Source organism: Allobosea sp., assembly GCF_030694325.1.
GTDB lineage: Bacteria > Pseudomonadota > Alphaproteobacteria > Rhizobiales > Beijerinckiaceae > Allobosea.
On the sequence record NZ_JAUXYO010000293.1, the window covers coordinates 1 to 22,666 of the forward strand.

21 protein-coding genes and 1 pseudogene are annotated in these 22,666 nt (G+C 69.5%); 14 read left to right on the plus strand and 8 right to left on the minus strand.

What is annotated here, in order from left to right:
- A pseudogene (locus tag Q8M82_RS18890) lies at positions 1–906 on the plus strand (phosphonate metabolism protein/1,5-bisphosphokinase (PRPP-forming) PhnN); the annotation flags it as partial.
- A gap of 168 nt (positions 907–1,074) precedes the next feature.
- Here the strand turns inward: Q8M82_RS18890 and Q8M82_RS18895 are convergent.
- Positions 1,075–1,575 carry an Lrp/AsnC family transcriptional regulator gene (locus Q8M82_RS18895; RefSeq protein ID WP_305692839.1) on the minus strand — a complete coding sequence of 167 codons (501 nt, stop codon included), beginning with the start codon at positions 1,573–1,575 and terminating at the stop codon, positions 1,075–1,077.
- A 227-nt stretch (positions 1,576–1,802) separates the two neighbouring features.
- Here Q8M82_RS18895 and Q8M82_RS18900 point away from each other — a divergent pair, with 227 nt between their 5' ends.
- The 5 genes from Q8M82_RS18900 (at position 1,803) to Q8M82_RS18920 (ending at position 7,769) form a co-directional block, all read left to right on the plus strand.
- Entirely contained in the window at positions 1,803–3,032 is a 1,230-nt protein-coding gene (locus Q8M82_RS18900; RefSeq protein ID WP_305692840.1) for a 3-methyl-2-oxobutanoate dehydrogenase (2-methylpropanoyl-transferring) subunit alpha, read from the plus strand.
- Between the two features lie 226 nt (positions 3,033–3,258).
- Positions 3,259–4,275 (plus strand): alpha-ketoacid dehydrogenase subunit beta, encoded by a 1,017-nt coding sequence (locus Q8M82_RS18905; RefSeq protein ID WP_305692841.1) that lies wholly within the window; start codon positions 3,259–3,261, stop codon positions 4,273–4,275.
- Positions 4,275–5,594, plus strand: a complete 1,320-nt coding sequence (locus tag Q8M82_RS18910) for a dihydrolipoamide acetyltransferase family protein (protein ID WP_305692842.1) — start codon at positions 4,275–4,277, stop codon at positions 5,592–5,594. Before Q8M82_RS18905 ends, Q8M82_RS18910 begins: the two co-directional genes overlap by 1 nt.
- A gap of 177 nt (positions 5,595–5,771) precedes the next feature.
- A complete protein-coding gene (gene lpdA / locus Q8M82_RS18915; RefSeq protein ID WP_305692843.1) occupies positions 5,772–7,169 on the plus strand; it encodes a dihydrolipoyl dehydrogenase in 1,398 nt (465 codons plus the stop codon).
- 195 nt (positions 7,170–7,364) lie between these two features.
- Positions 7,365–7,769: a DUF983 domain-containing protein gene (locus Q8M82_RS18920; RefSeq protein WP_305692844.1), complete on the plus strand. Its 405-nt coding sequence runs from the start codon at positions 7,365–7,367 to the stop codon at positions 7,767–7,769.
- 15 nt (positions 7,770–7,784) lie between these two features.
- Here the strand turns inward: Q8M82_RS18920 and Q8M82_RS18925 are convergent, their stop codons facing one another.
- Genes Q8M82_RS18925 through Q8M82_RS18935 form a run of 3 tightly spaced genes read right to left on the minus strand, consistent with a single transcriptional unit; the run spans position 7,785 to position 10,769 of the window.
- Positions 7,785–8,561, minus strand: coding sequence for an ABC transporter ATP-binding protein (locus Q8M82_RS18925; RefSeq protein WP_305692845.1), 777 nt, complete (start codon positions 8,559–8,561; stop codon positions 7,785–7,787).
- A gap of 7 nt (positions 8,562–8,568) precedes the next feature.
- Positions 8,569–9,633, minus strand: a complete 1,065-nt coding sequence (locus tag Q8M82_RS18930) for a FecCD family ABC transporter permease (RefSeq protein ID WP_305692846.1) — start codon at positions 9,631–9,633, stop codon at positions 8,569–8,571.
- A complete protein-coding gene (locus tag Q8M82_RS18935) occupies positions 9,630–10,769 on the minus strand; it encodes an ABC transporter substrate-binding protein (protein ID WP_305692847.1) in 1,140 nt (379 codons plus the stop codon). The genes Q8M82_RS18930 and Q8M82_RS18935 overlap by 4 nt, the downstream gene beginning before the upstream one ends.
- Before the next feature lie 209 nt (positions 10,770–10,978).
- Between Q8M82_RS18935 and Q8M82_RS18940 the strand changes: the two genes are divergently transcribed.
- The gene (locus Q8M82_RS18940) at positions 10,979–11,761 is read left to right on the plus strand and encodes a class I SAM-dependent methyltransferase (RefSeq protein WP_305692848.1); all 783 of its coding nucleotides are present in this window, start codon (positions 10,979–10,981) and stop codon (positions 11,759–11,761) included.
- Positions 11,762–11,767: 6 nt separating this feature from the next.
- Here Q8M82_RS18940 and Q8M82_RS18945 read toward each other — a convergent pair whose 3' ends face one another.
- Positions 11,768–12,409, minus strand: a complete 642-nt coding sequence (locus tag Q8M82_RS18945; protein ID WP_305692849.1) for a DUF1109 domain-containing protein — start codon at positions 12,407–12,409, stop codon at positions 11,768–11,770.
- Between the two features lie 88 nt (positions 12,410–12,497).
- Positions 12,498–13,070 carry a sigma-70 family RNA polymerase sigma factor gene (locus tag Q8M82_RS18950; RefSeq protein ID WP_305692850.1) on the minus strand — a complete coding sequence of 191 codons (573 nt, stop codon included), beginning with the start codon at positions 13,068–13,070 and terminating at the stop codon, positions 12,498–12,500.
- Between the two features lie 156 nt (positions 13,071–13,226).
- Between Q8M82_RS18950 and Q8M82_RS18955 the strand changes: the two genes are divergently transcribed.
- The 5 genes from Q8M82_RS18955 to Q8M82_RS18975 all read left to right on the plus strand — a co-directional run bounded on the left by Q8M82_RS18955 (position 13,227) and on the right by Q8M82_RS18975 (position 18,991).
- Positions 13,227–14,081 (plus strand): CE1 family esterase, encoded by an 855-nt coding sequence (locus tag Q8M82_RS18955; RefSeq protein ID WP_305692851.1) that lies wholly within the window; start codon positions 13,227–13,229, stop codon positions 14,079–14,081.
- Positions 14,082–14,154: 73 nt separating this feature from the next.
- Positions 14,155–15,798 (plus strand): thiamine pyrophosphate-binding protein, encoded by a 1,644-nt coding sequence (locus Q8M82_RS18960; RefSeq protein ID WP_305692852.1) that lies wholly within the window; start codon positions 14,155–14,157, stop codon positions 15,796–15,798.
- Positions 15,798–16,985 (plus strand): OpgC family protein, encoded by a 1,188-nt coding sequence (locus tag Q8M82_RS18965; protein ID WP_305692853.1) that lies wholly within the window; start codon positions 15,798–15,800, stop codon positions 16,983–16,985. The genes Q8M82_RS18960 and Q8M82_RS18965 overlap by 1 nt, the downstream gene beginning before the upstream one ends.
- 77 nt (positions 16,986–17,062) lie before the next feature.
- Complete coding sequence (locus Q8M82_RS18970; protein ID WP_305692854.1) at positions 17,063–18,445, plus strand: tetratricopeptide repeat protein; 1,383 nt, start codon at positions 17,063–17,065, stop codon at positions 18,443–18,445.
- A 15-nt stretch (positions 18,446–18,460) separates the two neighbouring features.
- On the plus strand, positions 18,461–18,991 hold the full coding sequence (locus Q8M82_RS18975; RefSeq protein WP_305692855.1) for a YHS domain-containing (seleno)protein: 531 nt from the start codon (positions 18,461–18,463) through the stop codon (positions 18,989–18,991).
- 6 nt (positions 18,992–18,997) lie between these two features.
- On the opposite strand, the gene Q8M82_RS18980 is transcribed toward Q8M82_RS18975, so the two are convergent.
- Complete coding sequence (locus tag Q8M82_RS18980; protein ID WP_305692856.1) at positions 18,998–19,222, minus strand: DUF2798 domain-containing protein; 225 nt, start codon at positions 19,220–19,222, stop codon at positions 18,998–19,000.
- Positions 19,223–19,290: 68 nt separating this feature from the next.
- Positions 19,291–19,992 carry an SDR family oxidoreductase gene (locus tag Q8M82_RS18985; RefSeq protein ID WP_305692857.1) on the minus strand — a complete coding sequence of 234 codons (702 nt, stop codon included), beginning with the start codon at positions 19,990–19,992 and terminating at the stop codon, positions 19,291–19,293.
- A 252-nt stretch (positions 19,993–20,244) separates the two neighbouring features.
- Here Q8M82_RS18985 and Q8M82_RS18990 point away from each other — a divergent pair, with 252 nt between their 5' ends.
- Positions 20,245–21,285, plus strand: coding sequence for an amino acid ABC transporter substrate-binding protein (locus Q8M82_RS18990; RefSeq protein ID WP_371126409.1), 1,041 nt, complete (start codon positions 20,245–20,247; stop codon positions 21,283–21,285).
- 180 nt (positions 21,286–21,465) lie between these two features.
- Entirely contained in the window at positions 21,466–22,665 is a 1,200-nt protein-coding gene (locus Q8M82_RS18995; protein WP_305692858.1) for an amino acid ABC transporter permease, read from the plus strand.
- Position 22,666: the final 1 nt, after the last annotated feature.

The window sequence follows — 22,666 nt, forward strand, 5'->3', positions numbered from 1 at the left end:
AAGACCTCCTCGCGCGCCATCACCTCGGCCGCCGGCACCGCCGATGCGATGGAGGTTCTGGCCAAGGTCGACCTGACGGAGGACGATGTCCGCCGCACGGTGGCCCAGGCGCGCGCCTGCATCGCCTGGAACGGCCGCCTCAACCACTCCGCCGTCGATGACGTGATGAACGCGATCACGCGCCCGCTCGGCATCGATTCCAACCGCTGGTCGGTCGCCTCGATCATCTCGAAGAAGCTCACGGCCGGCTCGACCCATGTCGTGGTCGACCTACCCTATGGCCGCCGCGCCAAGCTGCACAGCGAGTCGGAGGCGCGCGAGTTGGGCGCGCTGTTCGAGAGCGTCGGGCGTTCCGTCGGCCTGCAGGTAGAGGCGGTCGCGACCTGCGGTGCCGGGCCGATCGGGCGCGGCATCGGTCCTGCGCTCGAGGTCCGCGACGTGCTCTGGGTGCTGGAGGGTGATGCGCAGGCCCCGGCCGATCTGCGCGAGAAGGCGCTCGACTTCGCAGGCCGCATCCTCGCCTGGGACCCGGCGCTCGGCTCAGCGGTAGCGGGCCGCGCGCGGGCCGCCGAACTCCTTACCTCGGGCGCGGCGCGTGCGGCGCTGGATGGCATCATCGCGGCGCAGGGCCGCCGCGATATCGTCGCCAAGCCCGCCTCCCTGACCCACACCATGCGCGCCTCCCGCGCCGGGCGGATCAGCGAGATCGACGGCTGGCGCATCGCCGGCATCGCCCGCCGCGCCGGCGCCCCCTTCGACAAGAGCGCCGGCATCGACCTGCTGCGCGCGGTCGGCGACGACGTCGCGGCGGGCGAGGGCCTCTTCACCATCCACGCCGCGGCCGCGCCGGATCTGGAAGCGGCGGTGGCGCTGGCGGCTGCGGATGAGGGATTCGTGCTGGGCTGACGGCCTTCTGCAACGAACACCGCAATTTCAGGGCTCTTACGCACCACCGTCATCCTGGACGACCGCAGGTCGGCCGGGATCCATCATAGTGTGCAGCGGCGCCCTATGATGGATCCCGGTCTGCGCCGCTGCGCGGCTGGCCCAGGATGACGTCCGCGTGGGAACGAACTACGGCTTCGGCATCTTCAGCGGGTCGATCGAGATCGCGCGCTTGAGCGTGCGCAACCCGAAGGTCGTGCGCGTCTGCCGGATGCCGGGGATGCGGTAGAGCATCTCGCGCAGGAAGCGCTCGTAATGGTCGGTGCCGCTGACCACGACCTTGACGAGATAGTCGTATTCGCCGGTGACCAGATAGGCCTCGACCACCTCCGGAATCCGCGTCAGCGCCTCGCCGAAATGGTCGAGGATCTTGTCGTCATGCTTGTCGAGCGTGACCTCGACGAAGACGACATTGCCGAAGCCGAGCGCCTTCTGGTCGAGCACGGCGACGTATCTCTCGATCACACCGCTCTCCTCCAGCCGCTTCACCCGCGTCCAGCAGGGCGAGGGCGAGAGCCCGACCTTCTCGGCCAGCGCATTGACGGTCAGCCGGCCATCCTCCTGCAGCGCCGAGAGGATCCGCAGATCGGTGGCATCCGGTTCGTCGCTCCGGCGGTTGCGCGGTATCACGGAACATCATCCTGCCTTGTGGGTAGAAGTCGGAAGATATTTCCGCAGACCGTTCCGGATGCAACCGATTTCGACAGGAATCTCTGCCAGCTCCGGGCTAGCCTGACGCCAAGAGGGATGCATCGCCGCGCGCGATGCGAGCCCCGCGGAAACGGACGGCTTGCCGTCCGGGCCGGACGGCGGAATGCTGGCGGACCGGACGAAACGGCGGATCAGGGACGGAGCGCATGACCGACACACCCCTTCGCTTTCACGTGCCGCAGCCGGCGTCCCGCCCGGGCGAGCAGCCGGACTTCTCCCATGTCGTGATCCCGAAGGCCGGCTCGGTCGAGCGCCCGCCGGTCGATGTCGACCCCAGGGACATTCGCGACCTCGCCTATTCGATCATCCGCGTGCTCAACCGGGAAGGCCAGGCGGTCGGCCCCTGGGTGCCCGATCTCAGCCCGGAGGATTTGATCCGCGGCCTGCGTCACATGATGACGCTGCGCTCGTTCGATGCCCGCATGCAGATGGCCCAGCGCCAGGGCAAGACCTCGTTCTACATGCAGCACACCGGCGAGGAGGCGGTGAGCTGCGCCTTCCGCATCGCGCTGTCGGACGGCGACATGAACTTCCCGACCTATCGGCAGGCGGGCCTGCTGATCGCGCACGACTATCCGCTCGTCGACATGATGTGCCAGATCTATTCCAACGAGCGCGACCCGCTGAAGGGCCGGCAGCTGCCGGTGATGTACTCGTCGAAGGAGCATGGCTTCTTCTCGATCTCGGGCAACCTCACCACGCAGTTCGTCCAGGCGGTCGGCTGGGCCATGGCCTCGGCGATCAAGGGCGACACGAAGATCGCCGCCGCCTGGGTCGGCGACGGCTCCACCGCCGAATCGGATTTCCACGCCGCGCTCGTCTTCGCCTCCACCTACAAGGCCCCCGTCGTCCTCAACGTCGTCAACAACCAGTGGGCGATCTCGACCTTCCAGGGCATCGCGCGCGGCGGCTCGGGCACCTTCGCGGCGCGGGGCTTGGGATTCGGCATCCCGGCGCTGCGGGTCGACGGCAACGACTACCTCGCGGTCTATGCCGTCGCGCAATGGGCGATCGAGCGCGCCCGCCGCAATCTCGGCCCGACGCTCGTCGAATACGTCACCTACCGTGCCGGCGCGCATTCGACCTCGGACGATCCTTCCGCCTATCGCCCCAAGCAGGAATCCGACGGCTGGCCGCTCGGCGATCCGCTGCTGCGGCTGAAGGAGCACCTGATCGCCATCGGCGCGTGGAGCGAGGAGCGCCACAAGCAAACCGAAGCCGAGATTCTCGCCACCGTCATTGCCGCGCAGAAGGAGGCCGAGAGCTTCGGCACGCTGCATTCCGGCGGCAAGCCCTCGGCGCGCGACATGTTCGAGGGTGTCTATGCCGAGCTGCCGCCGCATCTGCGCCGCCAGCGCCAGCAACTGGGGGTGTGATGATGGTCCTGCTGCTTGCTGTTTGTCGGGCAAAACACGCCGTCATTCCGGGGCATCGCGCAGCGATGAGCCCGGAACCCATGAACACGACGCCGGTCCAGCTCGTCGAGCCACGATCATGCGGCTGCCCCACGGCCGTGACGGAGCTGTCGTGGTCATGGGTTCCGGGCTCGCCCCTTCGGGGCGCCCCGGAAAGACGGCGATTGCAGTTCGGAGGTTTCGCCTGATGCCCCGCATGACGATGATCGAGTCGATCCGCTCCGCCATGGATGTCTCGATGGGCCGAGACGAGAACGTCGTCGTCTATGGCGAGGATGTCGGCTTCTTCGGCGGCGTATTTCGCTGCACCCATGGGCTGCAGCAGAAATACGGTGTCAACCGCTGCTTCGATGCGCCCATCAGCGAGGCCGGTATCGTCGGCACGGCGATCGGCATGGCGGCCTATGGCCTGCGGCCCTGCATCGAGATCCAGTTCGCCGACTACATGTACCCGGCCTATGACCAGATCGTCTCGGAGGCCGCGCGGCTGCGCTACCGCTCGAATGGCGATTTCACCTGCCCGATCGTGATCCGCATGCCCACCGGCGGCGGCATCTTCGGCGGCCAGACCCACAGCCAGAGCCCGGAAGCCCTCTTCACCCATGTCTCGGGCCTGAAGACCGTGGTGCCGTCCAACCCCTACGACGCCAAGGGCCTGCTGATCGCGGCGATCGAGGACCCCGACCCCGTGATCTTCCTCGAGCCGAAGCGACTCTACAACGGCCCGTTCGACGGCCATCACGACCGGCCTGTCACGCCGTGGTCGAAGCATGAGCTCGGCGAGGTGCCCGAGGGGCATTTCTCGCTCCCGCTGGGCAAGGCCGCGATCCGCCGCGAGGGTTCCGCCTGCACGATCCTCACCTACGGCACCATGGTCCATGTCGCGGAAGCCGTCGCGGAGGAAACCGGCATCGACGCCGAGGTCATGGATCTCAGGACCCTCGTCCCGCTCGACCTCGACGCGATCACGACCTCCGTCGCCAAGACCGGCCGCTGCATGGTGCTGCACGAGGCGACGCTGACCTCGGGCTTCGGCGCCGAGCTGGCCGCGCTCGTGCAGGAAACCTGCTTCTACCATCTCGAGGCGCCGGTGCGCCGCGTCGCCGGCTGGGACACGCCTTATCCGCATGCCCAGGAATGGGCCTATTTCCCCGGCCCCGCCCGCGTCGGCCAGGCGCTGCGCGAGATCATGGAGAGCCGCTGATGGCCGAGCGCATCATCAAGCTCCCCGATGTCGGGGAAGGCATCGCCGAGGCCGAGCTGGTCGAATGGCATGTCAAAATCGGCGACATCATCCGCGAGGACGATCTCCTCGCCGCCGTGATGACCGACAAGGCGACCGTCGAGATCCCGGCCCCCGTCGACGGCAAGGTCACCTGGATCGGCGCCGAGATCGGCGACACGGTCGCGATCGGCTCGGCGCTGGTCAGGCTCGAGGTCGCCGGCGAGGGCGGAGCACCCGACGCGCCGGACGAGGACGCCACGCCGGAACAGCTTGCGGAGGCCCCCGCAGCACAGGCGCCGGCTGCGCCGGCGCCCCGTCAACCAGAGACGGCGGACGCTCCCCCGCAGGCCATGACCGTGCCCCGGCCCGCCAAGACAATCACGGGCGCCTCCTCTTCCGCCCCAGCCCTGCCGCGGCGCGCGCCGGGCGAGCGGCCGCTGGCGTCGCCGGCGGTGCGGCTCAAGGCCCGAGAGGCCGGCATCGACCTGCGGCAGCTCGCCGGCACCGGCCCGGCCGGGCGCATCCTGCACGAGGATCTCGACGCCTTCCTGCTGCGTGGGCCGGAGACCGAGCGCAAGCCCGGCCTCGCCGAGAAGACCGGCATCAGCGAGATCAAGGTCGTCGGCCTGCGGCGCAAGATCGCCGAGAAGATGGCGCTGTCGAAGGCGCGCATCCCGCACATCACCATTGTCGAGGAGGTCGACGTCCAGGCGCTGGAGGATCTGCGCGCGGTCCTCAACAGGAAGCCGACGCCCGAGCGCCCGAAACTCACGCTCCTGCCCTTCCTGATGCGCGCCATGGTCAAGGCGCTCGCCGAGCAGCCCAACCTCAACGCGCTCTATGACGACGAGGCCGGCATCGTGCGCCAGCATGCCGGCATCCATCTCGGCATCGCCACGCAGACGCCGGGCGGGCTGATGGTGCCGGTGGTGAAGCATGCCGAGGCGCGCGACATCTTCGGCTGCGCGCTGGAGCTCAACCGCATCGCCGAGCGCGCCCGGCAGGGCACCGCGACCCGCGACGAGCTCACCGGCTCGACCATCACCATCACCTCGCTGGGCGCCATGGGCGGCATCGCCACGACGCCCGTGATCAACCACCCGGAGGTCGCCATCGTCGGCGTCAACAAGATGATGGTCCGCCCGGTCTGGGACGGCTCCACCTTCGTGCCGCGCAAGATGATGAACCTGTCGTCGAGCTTCGACCACCGCGTCGTCGACGGCTGGGACGCGGCGGTCTTCGTGCAGCGGCTCAAGGAGCTGCTGGAAAACCCGGCGACGCTGTTCATCGACGGGTGATGCGGTGAAGCGCGGAAACACGACGTCATCCCGGACAAGCCGCGCATGCGGCGCAGCTCCGGGATCCATCGTAGAGCGCCGCGCCCTCCGATGGATCCCGGCGCTCCGCTTCGCTTCGGCCGGGATGACGGCGAGGTTCGAGAGCACCATGACGAGCGTTGACGGCGAGGACCGCCCATGACCGAAATCACCTGCAAGCTGCTCGTCATCGGCGCCGGGCCCGGCGGCTATGTCTGTGCCATCCGCGCCGGGCAGCTCGGCATCGACACCGTCATCGTCGAGGCCGGCAAGCTCGGCGGCACCTGCCTCAATGTCGGCTGCATCCCCTCCAAGGCGATGATCCATGTCGCCGAGGAGTACGAGAAGGCGGCCCATGCCGCCGCCGGCAAGACGCCCTTTGGCCTCACCGCGGACACCCCGACACTGGACTTCGCCAAGGCCATCGCCTGGAAGGATGGCATTGTCGGGCGCCTCAATAACGGCGTCGGCGGCCTGTTGCGCAAGGCCAAGGTCAAGATCGTCCAGGGCCGCGCCCGCTTCCGCGACGGCAAGACGGTCGTGGTCGACACGGAAACGGGCCCGAAGGTGATCCGCGCCGAGCGCATCATCATCGCCACCGGCTCGGTGCCGGTCGAGCTGCCGTTCCTGCCCTTCGGCGGCCCGGTGATCTCCTCGACCGAGGCGCTGTCCCTTGCGGACGTCCCGGAGCGTCTCGCCGTCGTCGGCGGCGGCTATATCGGCCTCGAACTCGGCATCGCCTTCGCCAAGCTCGGCAGCAAGGTCACCATCGTCGAGGCGCAAGGCCGCATCCTGCCGCTCTACGATGCGGAGCTCACCGCCCCCGTCGCCAAGCGGCTGACCGCGCTCGGCGTCGAGGTCCTGCTCGGCGCCAAGGCGCGCGGGGCCGCGCCCGCGGGCGATGCGCTGCTGGTCGAGGCGGCCGACGGGCAGGAGCGCCGCATCGCCGCCGACCGCATCCTCGTCACGGTCGGCCGTGCCCCCGTCACCTCGGGGATCGGTCTGGAAGAGCTGGTGCTCGACATGGACGGCCGCTTCATCCGCATCAACGACCGCTGCGAGACCTCGATGCGCGGCATCTTCGCGATCGGCGACGTCACCGGCGAGCCGATGCTGGCGCATCGCGCCATGGCCCAGGGCGAGATGGTGGCCGAGATCGCCGCCGGCCTGCCGCGCGCCTGGGACAAGCGCGCCATCCCGGCTGTCTGCTTCACCGATCCCGAGATCGTCTCGGCCGGCCTCTCGCCGGACGAGGCGGCCCGCGCCGGGCACGAGATCCGGATCGGCCAGTTCCCCTTCGCCGCCAATGGCCGGGCCATGACGCGCGATGGCGAGCAGGGCTTCGTCCGCATCGTCGCCCAGGCGCAGAACGGCCTCGTCCTCGGCATCCAGGCCGTCGGCTCCGGCATTTCCGAACTCGCGACCGCCTTCGGCCTCGCCATCGAAATGGGCGCGACGCTGGAGGATGTCGCGGGCACGATCCACGCCCATCCGACGCAGGGCGAGGGTTTCCAGGAGGCGGCGCTCAAGGCGCTCGGCCACGCCATCCACATCTGAGCCGGCTGCGGCAAACCGTCCCGTCTCTGCGCGTCGAGGGGTCGTTCGGTGCGATAGAGCGCTGTTTTCGGCAGGTTTGGGGCTTGCCGCCGCCTATGCAGCCCGGCGATGCGCGCGCGACGATTGCGTTTGGCGGGGATGGCTCCCATCTCGGGCGAATGCCCATTTTTGCGGCATTGCGTGGAAGGAAATGAGATGTCCGGCGAACATTGGCCGACCCTGTCGCCGCTGCAGACCGGCCTGCGCGGTCGCTGCCCGCGCTGCGGCAAGGGCCATCTCTTCGACGGCTTCCTGAAGATCAGGCCGTCCTGCGAGGTCTGCGGCCTCGATTATTCCTTCGCCGATCCGGCCGACGGACCGGCCTTCTTCGTGATGATGTTCGTCTGCGTTCCCGCGGTCGCCTTCCCGCTCTGGCTCGAACTCGCCTACCAGCCGCCGACCTGGGTGCATCTGGTCACGACACTGCCGCTGATCCTGCTGACCTGCATCCCGCCGCTGCAGCCGCTCAAGGGCTGGCTGGTGGCGGCGCAATATGTCCACAAGGCGGAAGAGGGGCGCCTCGCCAGCTCGCAGGAGCCGCTGCCGCCGCCGCAGGCCTGACGCGCGAGGCCCGCTTCAGGCCACTTGCCGGCTCGAGCCCTCGACCAGCACATAGGGCTCGCCGCCGGCCAGCGTCTCGACACGGGCGCGCACGCCATAGACCTCGTCGAGCAGGGCCGGTGTCACGATCGTGCGCGGATCGCCCATCGCGACGAGCCGTGCATGCGCCAGCACCATCACTCGGTCGGCGAAGCGCAGCGCCTGGTTGAGATCGTGGATCGAGATCAGCACCAGCATGCCGCGCTCGCGAGCGAGCCGGCGCACCAGGCTCAGCACCTCGAACTGTCGGTGCAGGTCGAGCGCGCTGGTCGGCTCGTCCAGCAGCAGAACGTCGGGCTCGCGCACCAGCGTCTGCGCGATCGAGACGAGCTGGCGCTGCCCGCCGGAGAGCTCGCCCAGGCCCCGGAAGGCGAGGTCCTCGATCTCGAGATCGCGCAGCACGCCGTCGATGCGCCGCAACTCCTCGTCGCTGACCGACCAGCCCCCGCCCTGCTTGAGCGCCAGCAGGATCGATTCATAGACCGTGAGCACGGCATTCACCGCCGTGTCCTGCGGCAGGTAGCAGCATTGCGGCGCCACCCGTCCGGCGACGCGGCTCGTTCCGCCAAGGCTGACCGTGCCGTCCCCGGAGGCCAGCCCGGCGATGCGCCGGAACAGGCTCGACTTGCCGGCGGCATTGGCGCCGATCAGCGCCACGACCTCGCCGCCGCGCAGATCGTCGGCATCGACGCCGCCGAGGACGCGGCGCTTGCCATAGGCGACGCCGACACCGCTGAGCGTGAGCTGGACCATCAGGACCTCACCAGGAGCGCTTCCGGCTCGCCATGATCAGGCTGAAGAAGAACGGCACGCCGATCAGCGCCGTGACGATGCTGATCGGGAAGATCAGGCCGGGGATCAGCGACTTCGACACCACCGAGGAGGCGGAGAGGATCGCGGCTCCCGCCAGCGCCGAGGCCGGCAGGAAGAAGCGCTGGTCCTCGCCGATCACCATGCGCGCGATATGCGGTCCGACGAGTCCGATGAAGCCGATCGTGCCGACGAAGGAGACCGGCACCGCGGCGAGCAGGCTGACCAGCAGCATGATCTCCAGCCGCAGCCGGCGGACATTGATGCCGAAGCTTGCCGCCTTGTCGTCGCCCAGCCGCAGCGTCGTCAGCGCCCAGGCCCGGCGCAGGAAGAAGGGCAGGGTGAACAGAAGCACGGCCGTGGTGATGCCGAGCTTGTGCCAGTTCGCCTTGGTCAGCGAGCCCATGGTCCAGAACACGACGGCACCCAGCGCCTGCTCGGAGGCGAAGAACTGCAGCAGCGAGAGCAGCGCGTTGAAGGTGAAGACCAGCGCGATTCCGAGCAGGATCACGGTCTCCGTCGTCACCCCGCGCTGCTGGCTCAGCAGATGGATCAGCATCGCCGCGCCCATCGCCATGATGAAGGCGTTGATGGGCACGATATAGTCGATCGCGAAGGGCACGATCGCCACACCGAAGACCAGCGCCAGCGCCGCCCCGAAGGAGGCCGCCGCCGAGATCCCGAGCGTGAAGGGGCTGGCGAGCGGGTTGTTCAGGATCGTCTGCATCTGCGCACCGGCGATCGCCAGCGCCGCCCCGGTGACGACCGCCATCAGCGCGACCGGTAGCCGAATGTCCCAGATCACCACCCGCAGCGCGGCCGGCGCCTCGGACGGGTTGAGCAGCGTGCGCAGCACCTGGCCGACATCGTAGCGCGCCGGCCCCAGCATCAGGTCGACGACGAAGCTCGCCAGCAGCAGGCCGAACATCGCCAGCAGGATCAGCCGCCGCCGCAGCGTCAGCGCGCGATAGGCGGCCCTGGCCGGCTGGCCCGCGGCGGCGACGGTCGCGCTCACTTGCGCTCCACCGTCACCCAGTAGCCCGGCTCATAGGGCAGGGGCAGGAAGCGCTCATGCAGCGTCTTCAGCGTCGCCTCGGCGTCGAGATCCTTGAACAGCTCCGGATGCAGCCAGGTCGCGATCTCCTGGATCGCCACGAACTGATAGGGGCTGTTGTAGAACTGGTGCCAGATCGCGTGGACGCGCCCGTCCTTCACCGCCCTGGTCTGGCTGAAGGCCGGCCGCTTCGCGAGATTGGCGAGCTTGCGGCGCGCTTCGGTGAGGTCGCTGCCCGGCCCGAGGCCGACCCAGGCCCCGCCCGGCACATAGGCGCCCCAGTTGCCGCCGGTGACGATCACGACATCCGGATTGGCGGCGACGACGGCCTCGGGATTGACGGTGCCGAAGGTGCCGGGGATCAGGTCGGAGGCGAAGTTCTTGCCGCCGGCGATGTCGACCATCTTGCCGAAATTCTCATTGCCGAAGGACATGCAGCAATCATCGCTGTAGCCGCCGGCCCGCTCCATCATCACCAGCGGGCGCTTCAGCCCCTGGGCCTTGGCGAGACGGTCGGTGATGCGGGCGATCTCGGCGGCGCGGAAGGCGATGAAGTCCTCCGCGACCTGTTCCCGGCCGAAGAGCTTGCCCATCAGCCGCAGCGACGGCTCGGTGTTCTGGAACGGCTTCTCGCGGAAATCGACATAGACCACGGGGATGCCGACCGCGGCCAGCTTCTCGACCAGGCTCGCCTCGTCGCTGGCGACCTTCGCCTCGATGTTGAGCAGCAGCACGTCGGGCTTGAGCGCGATCGCCTGCTCGATGTCGAAGGCGCCCTCCTTCATGCCGCCGAAACTCGGCAGCTTCGCGATCTGCGGGTAGCGCGCCAGATACTGCTTGTAGCTGTCGGGATCGGCCTTGGGCAGGTCGTCGCGCCAGGCGACGACGCGCCCGAACGGGTTGTCCTTGTCGAGCGCGGCGACGACATACATCTGCCGGCCCTCGCCGAGGATGACGCGCCGGACCGGCGCCTCGACTTCGACCTTGCGACCGAGCACGTCGGTGACCGTCACCTTCTCGGCGAAGGCGGGGGTTCCGCCCGTCAGCAGCGAGACGGCGACCGTGGCGGCAGCGAGCAGGGCGCGCAGCAGGGACATGGGAGTTTACTCCGGGAAAAGTGGCCGGGTCCCTAGGTCTGACCCAGTAATGGGTCAAGTCTTATCTTTTGGAATTAGTGTAAACAAAAACGACGGGATCGATTTCGGCAGTAATCATATCACAATGGGCCGTTTCCGTTGAAACAGCTTGCGGCGCCCAGGCTTCCGTGGTTTTCGCAGCCGACAGCCCTGCATCGGAAGTGCCGGCCATGACGACCCTGCACCACAATCTCAGCCTCAAGGACGAAATCCGCGACTTCTGGTCGATGCGGTCCGAAACCTTCGACACCATGCCCGGCCACGAGATCTTCTCGGTGGCGGAGCGGCAGGCCTGGCTCGCTTTGTTCGCGCGCCATCTCGGCTCCCCGCCAGCCGGCGCCAGAGCGCTCGACCTCGCCAGCGGCACCGGCGTGATCTCCCTGCTGCTGGCCGATCTCGGCTATGCGGTCACGGGGCTCGATCTCTCGGAGGCCATGCTCGCCCGCGCCCGCGCCAAGACCGTCGGCAAGCCGATCCGCCTCTTCGCGGGCGATGCCGAGGACACGCTGGAGGTCTCCGACAGCTACGACGCGGTGGCGACGCGCCATCTGGTCTGGACGCTGCCCGATCCGCCGGCCGCCTTCCGCGAATGGCACCGCGTGCTGAAGCCCGGCGGCCGCGTCGCCATCGTCGATGTCGACATGACCAATCCGCGCCCGGGCAACGGCAAGGCGCTGCGGCTGCTGGCGAAGCTCGCCCGTGCGGTCTCGGCGCCGAAGCCGCCGCCGCCCTACAAGGCGACGCATGACGACATCGTCTCGCGCGTCTATTTCTCGGGAGGGTGCCGGCCCGAGGAGATCGCGCGGCTCCTGGCCGAGGCCGGCTTCGTCGAGATCACGGTGGACCGCGACCTGCGCGCCATCCACCGGGCGCAGGGGCGCTTCATGCCGCTGCATCAGCGGCTGGAGCGTGCGAGTCAGGACCGCTTCATCGTCTCCGCCCGCAAGCCCTGAGGCGCTCTACCAGCGCAGCAGGCGCGGCCCCGTCAGCGCGCCGAGCCCTCCGGCGACGGCCATCGCCAGCGGATACCAGGTGGCGAGGAAGGGCATGGCGTCTTCGGGGCAATGCAGCGCATAGGCCAGAGTCGCCAGGCCCGCAGCGCCGACCCCGGCTGCCAGCCCGGTCAGGCGCGGCCGCACCGGCGCGCCGCGGCGGGCCAGAACAAACAGCCCCGCCAGCGGCAGCAGCGCATACAGCGACACCATCACGAAGCAGACCGACCAGCTTCGTCCGAGCACGAGCGCGGGCCAGGCCGGCATCGGTTGCGTCGCCAGCACCGCCAACGCCCAGGCGACGACGGTGACCACCGGCAGCAGGACGAGCGCGAGCACGCCCGCTGCCGCTCGGCCCGGACGCAGGCTGCGTTGGAAGGCCAACAGCGCGAGCCCGGCCACCGAGGTGCCCAAGGCGAATTTGGCGAGAACGGGGGGCGTCGCCAGGGCCGCGGCGAGATCAAGCCGCGGCCCGAACGTCAGCAGGACGGCGGCGGCGCAGGCGGCGAATCCGGCCAGCGCCGTCAGGCCCGTGGCGCGGGCGAAGCTCGCCGGCTCGACAGGGCCGGCATCGCTGGCGAGGAGGGAGACGAGATCGTCGGTCTTCATGGCGCTGTCGAAGCCTGCGGGGTGCTGCTGCAATTCAGGAAGTTCGGCCGCGCGCGGCGAAAGGTTACGCGGCTCAGGGCACAAAAGATCATGATGTCCTCGTTCCGCGCCGACTCAGCACCTTCGCCATCGCCTTCAGGCCGCGATGCAGCGCGACCTTGGCGGCGGTCTCTGTCATTCCCGCTGCTTGGGCCGCCTCGGCCAGGCTCCCGCCCTTCAGCTTGACGCGGTCGATCAGCGTCCGCGTCCGCTCCGGAAGGGCGGCGAGCGCGCGCTCCACATCCAGCTTGGCGTCGCTGGCGGCGCTGCCGGGCGTCGCCAGGGAGAGTGCCTCGTCGTCGATCGGCAGATGGCCGCGATGGCGGCCGGAGCGCCGCAGATGGTCGATCAGCTTGTAGCGCGCGATGGCATGGGCCCAGGCCGAGACCGGCACCGCCGGATCATAGGTGTGTCGCGAGAGGTGCAGCGCCAGCAGCGTCTCCTGCAGAACGTCCTCCGCCTCCTCGGCACCGGCGAGGCCGGCCCGCGCCAGATGTCCGCGCAGGAAGCCGCGCAACCGTCCCCCGATCAGGTCGAGAAAGCGGCGATAGGCAGCGGAATCGCCCTCGAGCCCGGCCATGAAGGCGGGGTGCAGCACGGCTTCGAAATCGTCGAGCGACACGGGCGGCGAGGGGTCCGGGACAGGAAGCGGGCGTTCTCATTGCACGGCTTTCCCGCCGCTCACAAGCCGGCGAGCGGGCCTCGCGGTCGCTCCCGGACGCCGCTAGCGTCCTTTCGGGCAGGGCCTGCGATCGGCGGGCCGCTCCGGAGCCGACCGATGATCAGCCGCTGGCCGTTCTGGCTCGCCCTCTCCGGCATTCTTCTGGCGGGCGCCGGCCGCGCGGCTCCGGTCGAGGCCTGCCCCGGCGATCAGGGCTGCCAGGTCGAGGGCGGGCATTACCGGCTGATCCTGCCCGATTCGGCCCCTCCCGGGGTACCCCTCGCGGCGCTGATGTTCTTCCATGGCTGGCAGGGCTCGGCCGAGGAAACGGCGGCCGATCCGGGCCTGCGCGCATTGGCGACGCGGCTCGGCATCGCCCTGATCGCGCCCGACGGCACCGGGCGCACCTGGTCCTTTCCGGGCGCGCCGGGCCGCCATCGCGACGAGTTCGCCTTCGTCGGCCGGGTGCTCGACGATGTCGCTGCGCGCTTCCCGGTCGATCCCCGCCGGATCATGGCCAGCGGCTTCTCGCAGGGCGGCTCGATGGTCTGGTATCTCGCCTGTCGGATGCCCGAGCGCTTCCGGGGCTTCGCGCCGGTCGCCGGGGCCTTCTGGGAGCCCCTGCCCACCTCCTGCGCCGGGCCGCGGCCCGCACTGGTCCACACCCACGGTACCGCGGACGCAACCGTACCGCTTGCAGGACGGGCGCTGCGCGGCGGCTATCGCCAAGGCGATGTCTTCCGCAGCCTCGCCATTCTCGCTCCGCAGGCGAGGGCGGTGACGGTCACGGACTTCGCCATCGCTTCGGATGCGCTCGCCTGCCTGCCGCTGACCGCCGCCGGCTCGGCGCCCCTCGAACTCTGCCTGCACCCCGGCGGCCATGTCGCCGACCCCGCCTGGATCGAGCGGGCCTGGCGGCTGACGATGGGCGGCGAGGGGCCGCGCGCCGATCACCTTTCCGTGAAGCGGTAACCGCGGGAGGCTCCGCCGCGATTGTCAGCCTGAACCGCCGGCCTGGGCGCTTCGCCTGCGAGGAGTTGCCTGCATGACGATCCAGACCCCGCCGCCAGCGCCTGCGACGGCCGGCACGGCCCTGTTGACGGGTGCCGACATCATCGCGGCGAGGCTGGCGGCGGCGGGCGCGACCCATGCCTTCGGCATTCCCGGCGGCGAGGTCCTGGCGCTGGTCGATGCGCTCGGGCACGCCGGCATCCGCTTCGAACTCGCCCGGCACGAGAACGCCGCCGGCTTCATGGCCGAGGGGCTCTGGCACGTCACGGGCGCGCTGCCCGTGCTGGTGGCGACGCTGGGGCCGGGCGTCAGCAATGCCGTCACCGCGGTCGCCCATGCCCAGCAGGACCGCGTGCCGCTGATCTTCATCACCGGCTGCGTCGATCAGGCGCTCGCCGAGAGCTACACCCATCAGGTCTTCGACCATCAGGCGGTACTGCGCCCGCTGGTCAAGGCGAGCTTCCGCGCCGCGCCGGGTACCGAGGCGCTGGTCGTAGACAAGGCGCTCGCCATCGCCCGCTCCGGCCGGCCGGGCCCCGTCCATATCGACCTGCCTATCGCCGTCGCCGAGGCCCGGGCCACCGCGCTCCCCCCGCCACCGGCCGCCATGGCAGCTGTTGGCGGGCCCGCCGATCTCGACGCTGCGGTGGCGCTGCTCGCGGGCGCACGCCGGCCGCTCGTTCTCGCCGGGCTCGATCTCGTCAACGAGAATGCCGCCCCCTCACTGGTGCGGTTTCTCGACCGGACGGGCGCGCCGCTGCTCACCACCTACAAGGCCAAGGGGCTGCTGCCGGAGGACGATTTGCGCGTCATCGGCGGCGTCGGCCTCTCGCCGAAGGCCGATGCGCTGATCCGTCCGCTGATCGAGGCGGCCGACCTGATCGTCCTGGCCGGCTATGATCCGATCGAGATGCGCCAGGGCTGGCGCAATCCCTGGCCGGCCGAGAAGCCGGTCATCGACATCGTCGCAGAGGCGCTGCCGCATGGCATGCATGGCGCGACGATGACGCTCGAAGGCCATGTCGGCACCATCCTCGACCGGCTGACCGAGCGGCTCTCGACCGCAGCCATCTGGGATCAAGGCGAGCCAGCTGCGGTCCGAGCCGCCTTCCGCCATGCCTTCGCGGCCCCCGACGGCTGGGGCCCGCATGCCGTCTTCGAGACGCTGCGGGCGGTGGCCCCGTCCGGCACGGTCGCCACCGCCGATTCCGGCGCCCACCGCATTCTGCTCTCGCAGCTCTGGTCCTGCGACGGGCCGCGCCGCCTGCTGCAATCGACCGGGCTCTGCACCATGGGCTGCGCCCTGCCACTGGCGACCGGCGCGGCCCTGGGCAGCGGCCGGCCCACGCTCTGCTTCGTCGGCGATGCCGGGCTCGAAATGGTGCTCGGCGAACTCGCGACCTTGCGCGACCTCGCTGTGCCGGTCGTCGTGGTCGTGCTGGTCGACGAGGCGCTCGGGCTGATCGCGCTGAAGCAGAAACAGATGGGGCTGGCCCGCGCCGGCGTCGATCTCGGCTTCAGCGACTTCGCGGCGGTCGCGCGCGCCTTCGGCGGCCATGGCGCGACGGTGGAGGATCGCGCCACGCTCGCCCGCGAGGCCGCGGCCGCCTTCGCGCGTCCGGGCTTCAGCCTGCTCGCTTGCCGCATCGACGCCGCCGCCTATCAGGGCGCCTTCTGATGGCCGAGCCCGCCCGACCGCCGAAACGGCCGCGCGACGAGCGCCTCGACCTGTTCCGCGGCCTCACCATGCTGATCATCTTCGTCGCCCATGTCCCGGCGAACAGCTGGAACGCCTGGATTCCCGCCCGCTTCGGCTTTTCCTCCGGGGCCGAACTCTTCGTCTTCTGCTCCGGCTTCGCCAGCGCGCTCGCTTTTGGGGCGACCTTCGTCCGGCGCGGCTGGTGGCTCGGCACGGCGCGCATCCTGCAGCGCCTCTGGCAGGTCTACTGGGCCCATATCGGCCTCGTCGTCGCGCTGGTGGCGCTGGCCGCGCTGTTGGACCGCGTCACTGGCGGCGGCGAACTGGCGCGTCAGTTCGCGCCTCTGATGACGGATCCGGAGCGGGCCCTGCTCGGCCTCGTCACCCTGACCTGGCAGCCCGATTATCTCGACATCCTGCCGATGTATCTCGTCATCCTGGCGCTGATCCCGCTCGCCATCGCGCTGCGGCGGCTCCACCCCTGGCTGCCCTTCCTGATGGTGGCGCTGCTCTATGCGCTGGTCTGGACGGAGGGGCTCAACCTTCCCGGCAACCCCTGGAACGGCGCCGGCTGGTTCCTCAATCCCTTCGCCTGGCAGGCGATCTTCTTCATCGGCTTCTTCATCGCGATGAAGTGGCTGCCGGTACCGCCACTGCGCCGGCCGGCCCTGCTGCTGGCCGCCGCCGTCTTCATGGTCGTGTCCGTCCCCTTCTCCTTCTGGGGCATCCTGGAGCATTGGCCGGCCGGCCGGGAGCTGCGCGAACTCCTGCTGCCGGCAGCGTCCGAGAAGAGCAACCTCCACCCGCTGCGCATCCTGCACTTCCTGGCGCTCGCCTATCTCGTGTTGAGCGCGATCGAGCCGGTCCGGCACCGGCTCGACGCCGGCTTCGGCCATCTGCTTATCCTCATCGGCCGGCAGTCGCTCGCGGCCTTCCTCGCCAGCATCGTGCTCTCGCGGCTGGCCTGGACGGCGTCCGAGATGGCGGGGCATGACGGGCTCGCCGTCGCCCTGCTCAACCTCGCCGGTTTTGCGGCGATCCTCGGCGTCGCCCGCCTCGTCGGCTGGTTCAAGCGCGCGCCCTGGGCCGGCCCGCCACCCCCATCCCGCGACATGCCGGCCGAGCGGACCGCGACGGCCGCATCACGCCTGCGTGAAGCGAGTTGAACGGCGCTTGATCGCGCCGCTGCGAACTCCCTTCCGAACGGCGGAGTCTGGCTTCGCCGGCAACGAGAGTGAGCCCCATGTTCTTCGACCTCTGCGGTCACAGCATCGCCGTCGCCAACGACGCAGCCCGGCTCGCCTGGGACGAGACACTGGAGGCCGTCCTGGCGCATGCCGCTGCCGCGCCGGAGCATCTCGGTCGCACGCTGGCCGCCGACCCGCGTTTCGCGCTCGCCCATGCCGCGAAGGGCCTGATGCTGCTCTCCCTGGCGCGCCCCGAACTCGTCGGCGCCGCGCGCGATAGTCTCGCCCAGGCCCGCCGCGCCATCGCGGAGCGTCCGGTGACCGCGCGCGAAACCGCTTTCGTCGACGCTCTCGGCCTTTGGCTCGACGACAGGCCGCGCCGCGCCGCCCAGGCACTCGAAGCCGTGCTCGCCGATTACCCCCGCGACGTGCTGGCGCTCAAGCTCTCGCACGGCATCCGCTTCATGCTCGGCGACCAGGGCGAGATGCTGTCCTGCCTGCGCCGGGTCGTGCCGCGCTTCCCGGTTGATCACCCGCTCGCCGGTTATGTCTCCGGCTGCTACGCCTTCGCGCTCGAAGAGCGCGGCTTCTACCGCGAGGCGGAAGCAGCCGGCCGTCGCGCCGTCGAAGCCGCGCCGCGCGACGCCTGGGGCCGCCATGCCGTCGCCCATGTGATGGAGATGACCGGCCGCACGGCGGAAGGCGTCGCCTGGCTTGCCGACAGCGCCGGCTGGGCCCATGCCAACAACTTCCGCTTCCACATCACCTGGCATCTCGCCTTGTTCCGGCTGGAGCGCGGCGAGACGGCGGAGGTGCTGCGCCTCTATGACGAGGGCATCCGGGCCGAGCAGACCGACGACTACCGCGACGTCGCCAATGGCGCCGCGCTGCTGGCGCGGCTCGATTACGCGGGGGTCGATGTCGGCGCGCGCTGGGAGGAACTGGCGGCGAAGGCCGAGGCCCGCATCGACGACCGCCGTCTCGTCTTCGCCGATCTGCATTATGCGCTCGCCCTGCTCGGCGCCGGGCGCGACGAGGCGGCCGAAGCCATCGCCCGCACGCTCGCCGCCGACAGCCACAGCCATGCCAGCGGCGAGCGCCGCGAGGCCGCCCGCGCCGGGGCACTCGCCGCCTATGGGCTGATCGCGCTGCGCGAGCGGGACCATGCGGAAGCGGCCCGGCTGCTCGGCGCCGCCCGCGGCGGTCTCCTCGCGATCGGAGGCAGCCATGCCCAGCGCGATCTGTTCGAGCAGGCCTATATAGAGAGCCTGATCCGCTCCGGCGCGCGGGACCGTGCCGCCCATGTGCTGCGCGAGCGGCTGGCTCGCCGGGGCGGGCACAATCTCTTCGCCAGCCGCCGGCTGGCCCGCCTCGATGCCACGCGCAGCGGGCTGGCGGCGCTGGCGCTGGCCGCGACGCCTCTCGCCATCGCCCACTGAACGGGAACCATGTCCATGTCGTCCGACGTCACACTCCCCGCGACCACACAGCCCGCCGGCCGCAGGCTGGCCGGGGCCCTCGTGGCACTCGTCGCCGGTCTGCTGGCCGTCATGCTGGTTCCCGGCGTGGCGATTGCGCCGGCCATGGCGGGCAAGCCCGTGAACACGTTGGGCTCGCCCGAGGGCGTCGCGATCCGCGGCTATGATCCCGTCGCCTATTTCCGCGACGGCGGGCCGCGCAAGGGATCCGCCGCCCATGCCCTGCGCCATGACGGCGCGACCTGGCATTTTGCCAGCGCCGCCAACCGGGCGCTCTTCCTGGCCGATCCGGAGCGCTACAAGCCGGCCTATGGCGGCTTCTGCGCCTATGGCACCTCGCGCGGCTATCTCGTGAAGATCGAGCCCGAGGCCTGGTCGATCGTCGAGGGGCGCCTCTACCTCAATTACGATCTCGACGTTCGTGCGACCTGGTCGATGGACACGAAGACCTATCTTGCGCGCTCCGAACGGAACTGGCCCAACCTCACCGCCCGCGACATCCGCTGACGCGCTTCAGTCCGCCGTCAGCGCCTCGACGGCGCGGCGGATGAAGGGAGCGGCGAAGACCACCAACGGCAGCATCATCGCCCATGACAGGAACCAGGCCGACAGCCAGCGCTGCAGGGCGGGGGCCGTTCCCGGCCCGGCCAGCACGGCGATCCCGGAGGCCACGGCCGAGGTCAGCCCGGCCTGGATCACGCCGAAGAGGATATGTGCGTAGCGCCTCGGTATGGCCATGATGTCTGGCTCCGCGATCGGGTCGCCGATCCGGGAAGCCACTTTCGTGCCAGAGGTCGCCGCGCAGCTCAGATCGAACGCGTCAGCCCGCCATCGACCCGGATGTTCTGCCCGGTGACGTAGCCTGCGTCCGGCGAGAGCAGGAAGGCGATCGTGCCTGCGATCTCCTCGCTGCGTCCATAGCGCTGCATCGGCACGCGCTGGCGCCGCTCCTCGGTCGCCGGCAGGCTGTCGATCCAGCCCGGCTGGACATTGTTCATGCGGATGTTGTCGGCCCCGTACTGGTCGACGAAGATCTTGGTGAAGGTCGCGAGACCCGCGCGCGCCATCGCCGAGGTCGGGAACATCGCCTCCGGCTCGAAGGCCCAGGCCGTGGTGATGTTGACGATGGCGCCGGACTTCTGCGCCTGCATGATCGGCGTCACCAGCCGGATCGCGCGCACCGCGCTCAGGAAATAGACGTCGAGCCCGCGCTGCCAGTCCTCGTCGCTGATCGCGAGCAGCGGCCCCCGCGGTCCGTGCCCGGCGCTGTTGACCAGCGCATCGACGCGGCCCCAGCGCTCCATCGTCAGATCGATCAGGCGCTTCACATCGTCGCCGGAGAGGTTCGAGCCGGTCACTCCGATCCCGCCCAGTTCCTGCGCCAGCGCCTCGCCCTTGCCCGACGACGACAGGATGGCGATGTCGTAGCCATCGCGCGCCAGCCGCCGCGCCGTCGCCGCGCCCATGCCGCTGCCGCCCGCCGTGACGATCGCCACCTTCCTGGTCATGTCCGTCTCCTTGCTTGTGTCGCGCCTGTTGTAGCGAATAGGCTGCCGTTGCGGATAGGGCTCTCATTCGCATGCAGGCGCCGGGGGACGTCGCCGCATCGCCGCCTGCCGGTCAGGCCGTGAGAAGCCCTGGTCCGGCCTCGGATGTCCAAGACGCCGACCATTGCGGGCGCCGGCTGGCACGAGCCTTGCCTCGCATCAAAGCCACCAAGAATGGCCTTCACAAACCAAAAAACAGGGGAACGAAGACCGATGCAGATGCCGAACATCAGGAAGACCGCCGCGCTTTTGGCCTTCGCGGCCGCCACCATGGGCCTCTCGATCGAGGCCTCGGCGCAGGCGACGCTGGCGCAGGTCAAGGCCCGTGGCAGCCTCAATTGCCAGGTGGGCCTGCCGACCCCGGGCTTCTATGCCCTGGCCTCCGACGGGACCTGGTCGGGCATGGATGTGGACATGTGCCGCGGTGTCGCGGCCGCCATCTTCGACGATCCCAAGAAGGTCCAATACCAGTCGGTCACCTCCGCCGTGCGCTTCACCTCGCTCGCCAACGGCGAGTCGGACATGCTCTCGCGCACCACCACCTGGACCGCCGTGCGCGACACCCAGCTCGGCCTCGAATTCGCGGGCGTCAATTTTTATGACGGCCAGGGCTTCGTCGTGCCGAAATCCTCGAACATCAAATCGGCCAAGGAGCTCAACGGCGCCACCGTCTGCGTCCTGACCGGCACGACCACGGAGCTCAACCTCGCGGATTATTTCCGCGCCAACAACATGACCTTCAAGCCGGTGACGAACGAGAACGTCAACGTGCTGGTCGAGACCTATCTCGGCGGCGGCTGCGACGCCTACACCAACGACAAGTCGGGCCTCGCCGCCCGCCGGTCCGCCTTCCCGAAGCCCGACGAGCACATCATCCTGCCGGAGACGATCTCGAAGGAGCCGCTCGGTCCCGTCGTCCGCCATGGCGACAACAACTGGGGCGACATCGTGCGCTGGGTGCTCTTCGGCATGATCGAGGCCGAGGAACTCGGCGTCAGCTCGGCCAACGTCACCGAGATGCTCAAGTCCAGCAACCCCAACATCAAGCGCCTGCTCGGTGTCGAGGGCAATGTCGGCGAGGGCATGGGCCTGCCCAAGGACTTCATGGTCCGCGTGCTCAAGCATGTCGGCAACTACGCCGAGGTCTATGAGCGCCATGTCGGCGCCAAGACGCCGGTCAACATCCCGCGCGACGGCTCGCTGAACGCGCTCTGGACCAAGGGCGGCATCCTCTACCCGATGCCGTTCCGGTGAGCGGAAGGCCGGGTCAGCCGCGCCGCGCCTGAGGCCACGTCTCTCAGTTGTCCGGCACGACGCCGGGCGATGGAGGCGGCTCGGGCGCTGTCGCGGCCACTCCGGCAGGCCAATCCTCCGGGCTGACGGCGCAACCTCGCCGTCGGCGGTCGCATGAGCCCATCGGCGCGAGGTCGCAGCATGGCCCTTCTCGAAAGTACGGCCCCGTCGAGCGCGGGCACCCGCCTGCTGGCGTTCGTCAACAACGCCACGGTTCGCGCGGTCTTCTATCAGGCGCTCACCCTGAGCTGCGTGGTGCTGCTGTTCTGGTACCTCATCAGCAACACCATCGAGAACATGTCGCAGCGCGGCATGTCGGCCGGGTTCGACTTCCTCGGCGTGTCCGCCGGTTTCGGCATCGGCTTCACCTTGATCCCCTATCGCGAGGGCGACACCTATCTGCGCGTCTTCATGGTCGGAATCGCCAACACCATGCTGGTGGCCGTGGTCGCGATCGTGATCTCGACGGTTCTCGGGCTGATCGTCGGGCTGGCGCGGCTTTCGAACAATTGGGTCATCCGCAACGTCGCGCGCTGGTACATCGAGATCCTGCGCAACACCCCGCTGCTGCTGCAGATCATCGCCTGGTATTTCGGGGTCTTCACGCTGCTGCCGCGGCCGCGCGAGAGCCTCGGCTGGCTCGATGCCGTCTTCCTCAACAATCGCGGCCTCTACCTCCCGGCCCCGCTGGTCGGAAGCGGCTTCGCCGTGGCGCTGGTCGCGCTGCTGCTGGGAATCGCGGGCGCCGTCGCCTGGGCACGCTACGCCCGCCGCGAACGTGAGCAGGCCGGCCGGATCAGGCCCGTCCTCGGCCCGGTGCTGGCGCTGCTCGTCGTTCCGCCTGTGCTGGCGGCGCTGGCGGTCGGTTCGCCCCTGGCCTGGGACATGCCGCAGCTGCGCGGCTTCAACTTCGTCGGCGGCATCAACATCCCGCCCTCCTTCTGCGCGTTGATCATCGCGCTCTCGATCTACACCTCCTGCTTCATCGGCGAGAATGTCCGTTCCGGCATCCAGTCGGTCAGCCGCGGGCAGACCGAAGCGGCCCGCGCACTCGGCGTGCCGCCCGGCCGCACCATGCGCTCGATCATCCTGCCGCAGGCGCTGCGGGTGATCATCCCGCCACTGATCAGCCAGTATCTCAACGTCACCAAGAACTCCTCGCTCGCCATCGCGATCGGCTTTCCCGACCTCGTCAGCGTCTGGATGCACACCTCGCTCAACCAGTCCGGCCGCGCGATTCCGATCGTGGCGATGACCATGGGCTTCTACTGCGTGGTCAGCCTGGCCGTCTCGCTGGCGATGAACCGCTACAACCGCTCCATCCTGATCAAGGAGCGGTGAG

What these genes read in the sequence shown, in the direction of transcription:
- Q8M82_RS18965 (WP_305692853.1), top strand. Translation starts at nt 15,798, where the DNA reads ATGGCCGAGCCCGCCCGACCGCCGAAACGGCCGCGCGACGAGCGCCTC.
- Q8M82_RS18970 (WP_305692854.1), top strand. Translation starts at nt 17,063, where the DNA reads ATGTTCTTCGACCTCTGCGGTCACAGCATCGCCGTCGCCAACGACGCA.
- Q8M82_RS18995 (WP_305692858.1), top strand. Translation starts at nt 21,466, where the DNA reads ATGGCCCTTCTCGAAAGTACGGCCCCGTCGAGCGCGGGCACCCGCCTG.
- Q8M82_RS18940 (WP_305692848.1), top strand. Translation starts at nt 10,979, where the DNA reads ATGACGACCCTGCACCACAATCTCAGCCTCAAGGACGAAATCCGCGAC.
- Q8M82_RS18955 (WP_305692851.1), top strand. Translation starts at nt 13,227, where the DNA reads ATGATCAGCCGCTGGCCGTTCTGGCTCGCCCTCTCCGGCATTCTTCTG.
- Q8M82_RS18945 (WP_305692849.1), bottom strand. Translation starts at nt 12,409, where the DNA reads ATGAAGACCGACGATCTCGTCTCCCTCCTCGCCAGCGATGCCGGCCCT.
- Q8M82_RS18990 (WP_371126409.1), top strand. Translation starts at nt 20,245, where the DNA reads ATGCAGATGCCGAACATCAGGAAGACCGCCGCGCTTTTGGCCTTCGCG.
- Q8M82_RS18960 (WP_305692852.1), top strand. Translation starts at nt 14,155, where the DNA reads ATGACGATCCAGACCCCGCCGCCAGCGCCTGCGACGGCCGGCACGGCC.
- Q8M82_RS18910 (WP_305692842.1), top strand. Translation starts at nt 4,275, where the DNA reads ATGGCCGAGCGCATCATCAAGCTCCCCGATGTCGGGGAAGGCATCGCC.
- Q8M82_RS18905 (WP_305692841.1), top strand. Translation starts at nt 3,259, where the DNA reads ATGCCCCGCATGACGATGATCGAGTCGATCCGCTCCGCCATGGATGTC.
- lpdA (WP_305692843.1), top strand. Translation starts at nt 5,772, where the DNA reads ATGACCGAAATCACCTGCAAGCTGCTCGTCATCGGCGCCGGGCCCGGC.
- Q8M82_RS18985 (WP_305692857.1), bottom strand. Translation starts at nt 19,992, where the DNA reads ATGACCAGGAAGGTGGCGATCGTCACGGCGGGCGGCAGCGGCATGGGC.
- Q8M82_RS18935 (WP_305692847.1), bottom strand. Translation starts at nt 10,769, where the DNA reads ATGTCCCTGCTGCGCGCCCTGCTCGCTGCCGCCACGGTCGCCGTCTCG.
- Q8M82_RS18980 (WP_305692856.1), bottom strand. Translation starts at nt 19,222, where the DNA reads ATGGCCATACCGAGGCGCTACGCACATATCCTCTTCGGCGTGATCCAG.
- Q8M82_RS18925 (WP_305692845.1), bottom strand. Translation starts at nt 8,561, where the DNA reads ATGGTCCAGCTCACGCTCAGCGGTGTCGGCGTCGCCTATGGCAAGCGC.
- Q8M82_RS18975 (WP_305692855.1), top strand. Translation starts at nt 18,461, where the DNA reads ATGTCGTCCGACGTCACACTCCCCGCGACCACACAGCCCGCCGGCCGC.
- Q8M82_RS18920 (WP_305692844.1), top strand. Translation starts at nt 7,365, where the DNA reads ATGTCCGGCGAACATTGGCCGACCCTGTCGCCGCTGCAGACCGGCCTG.
- Q8M82_RS18900 (WP_305692840.1), top strand. Translation starts at nt 1,803, where the DNA reads ATGACCGACACACCCCTTCGCTTTCACGTGCCGCAGCCGGCGTCCCGC.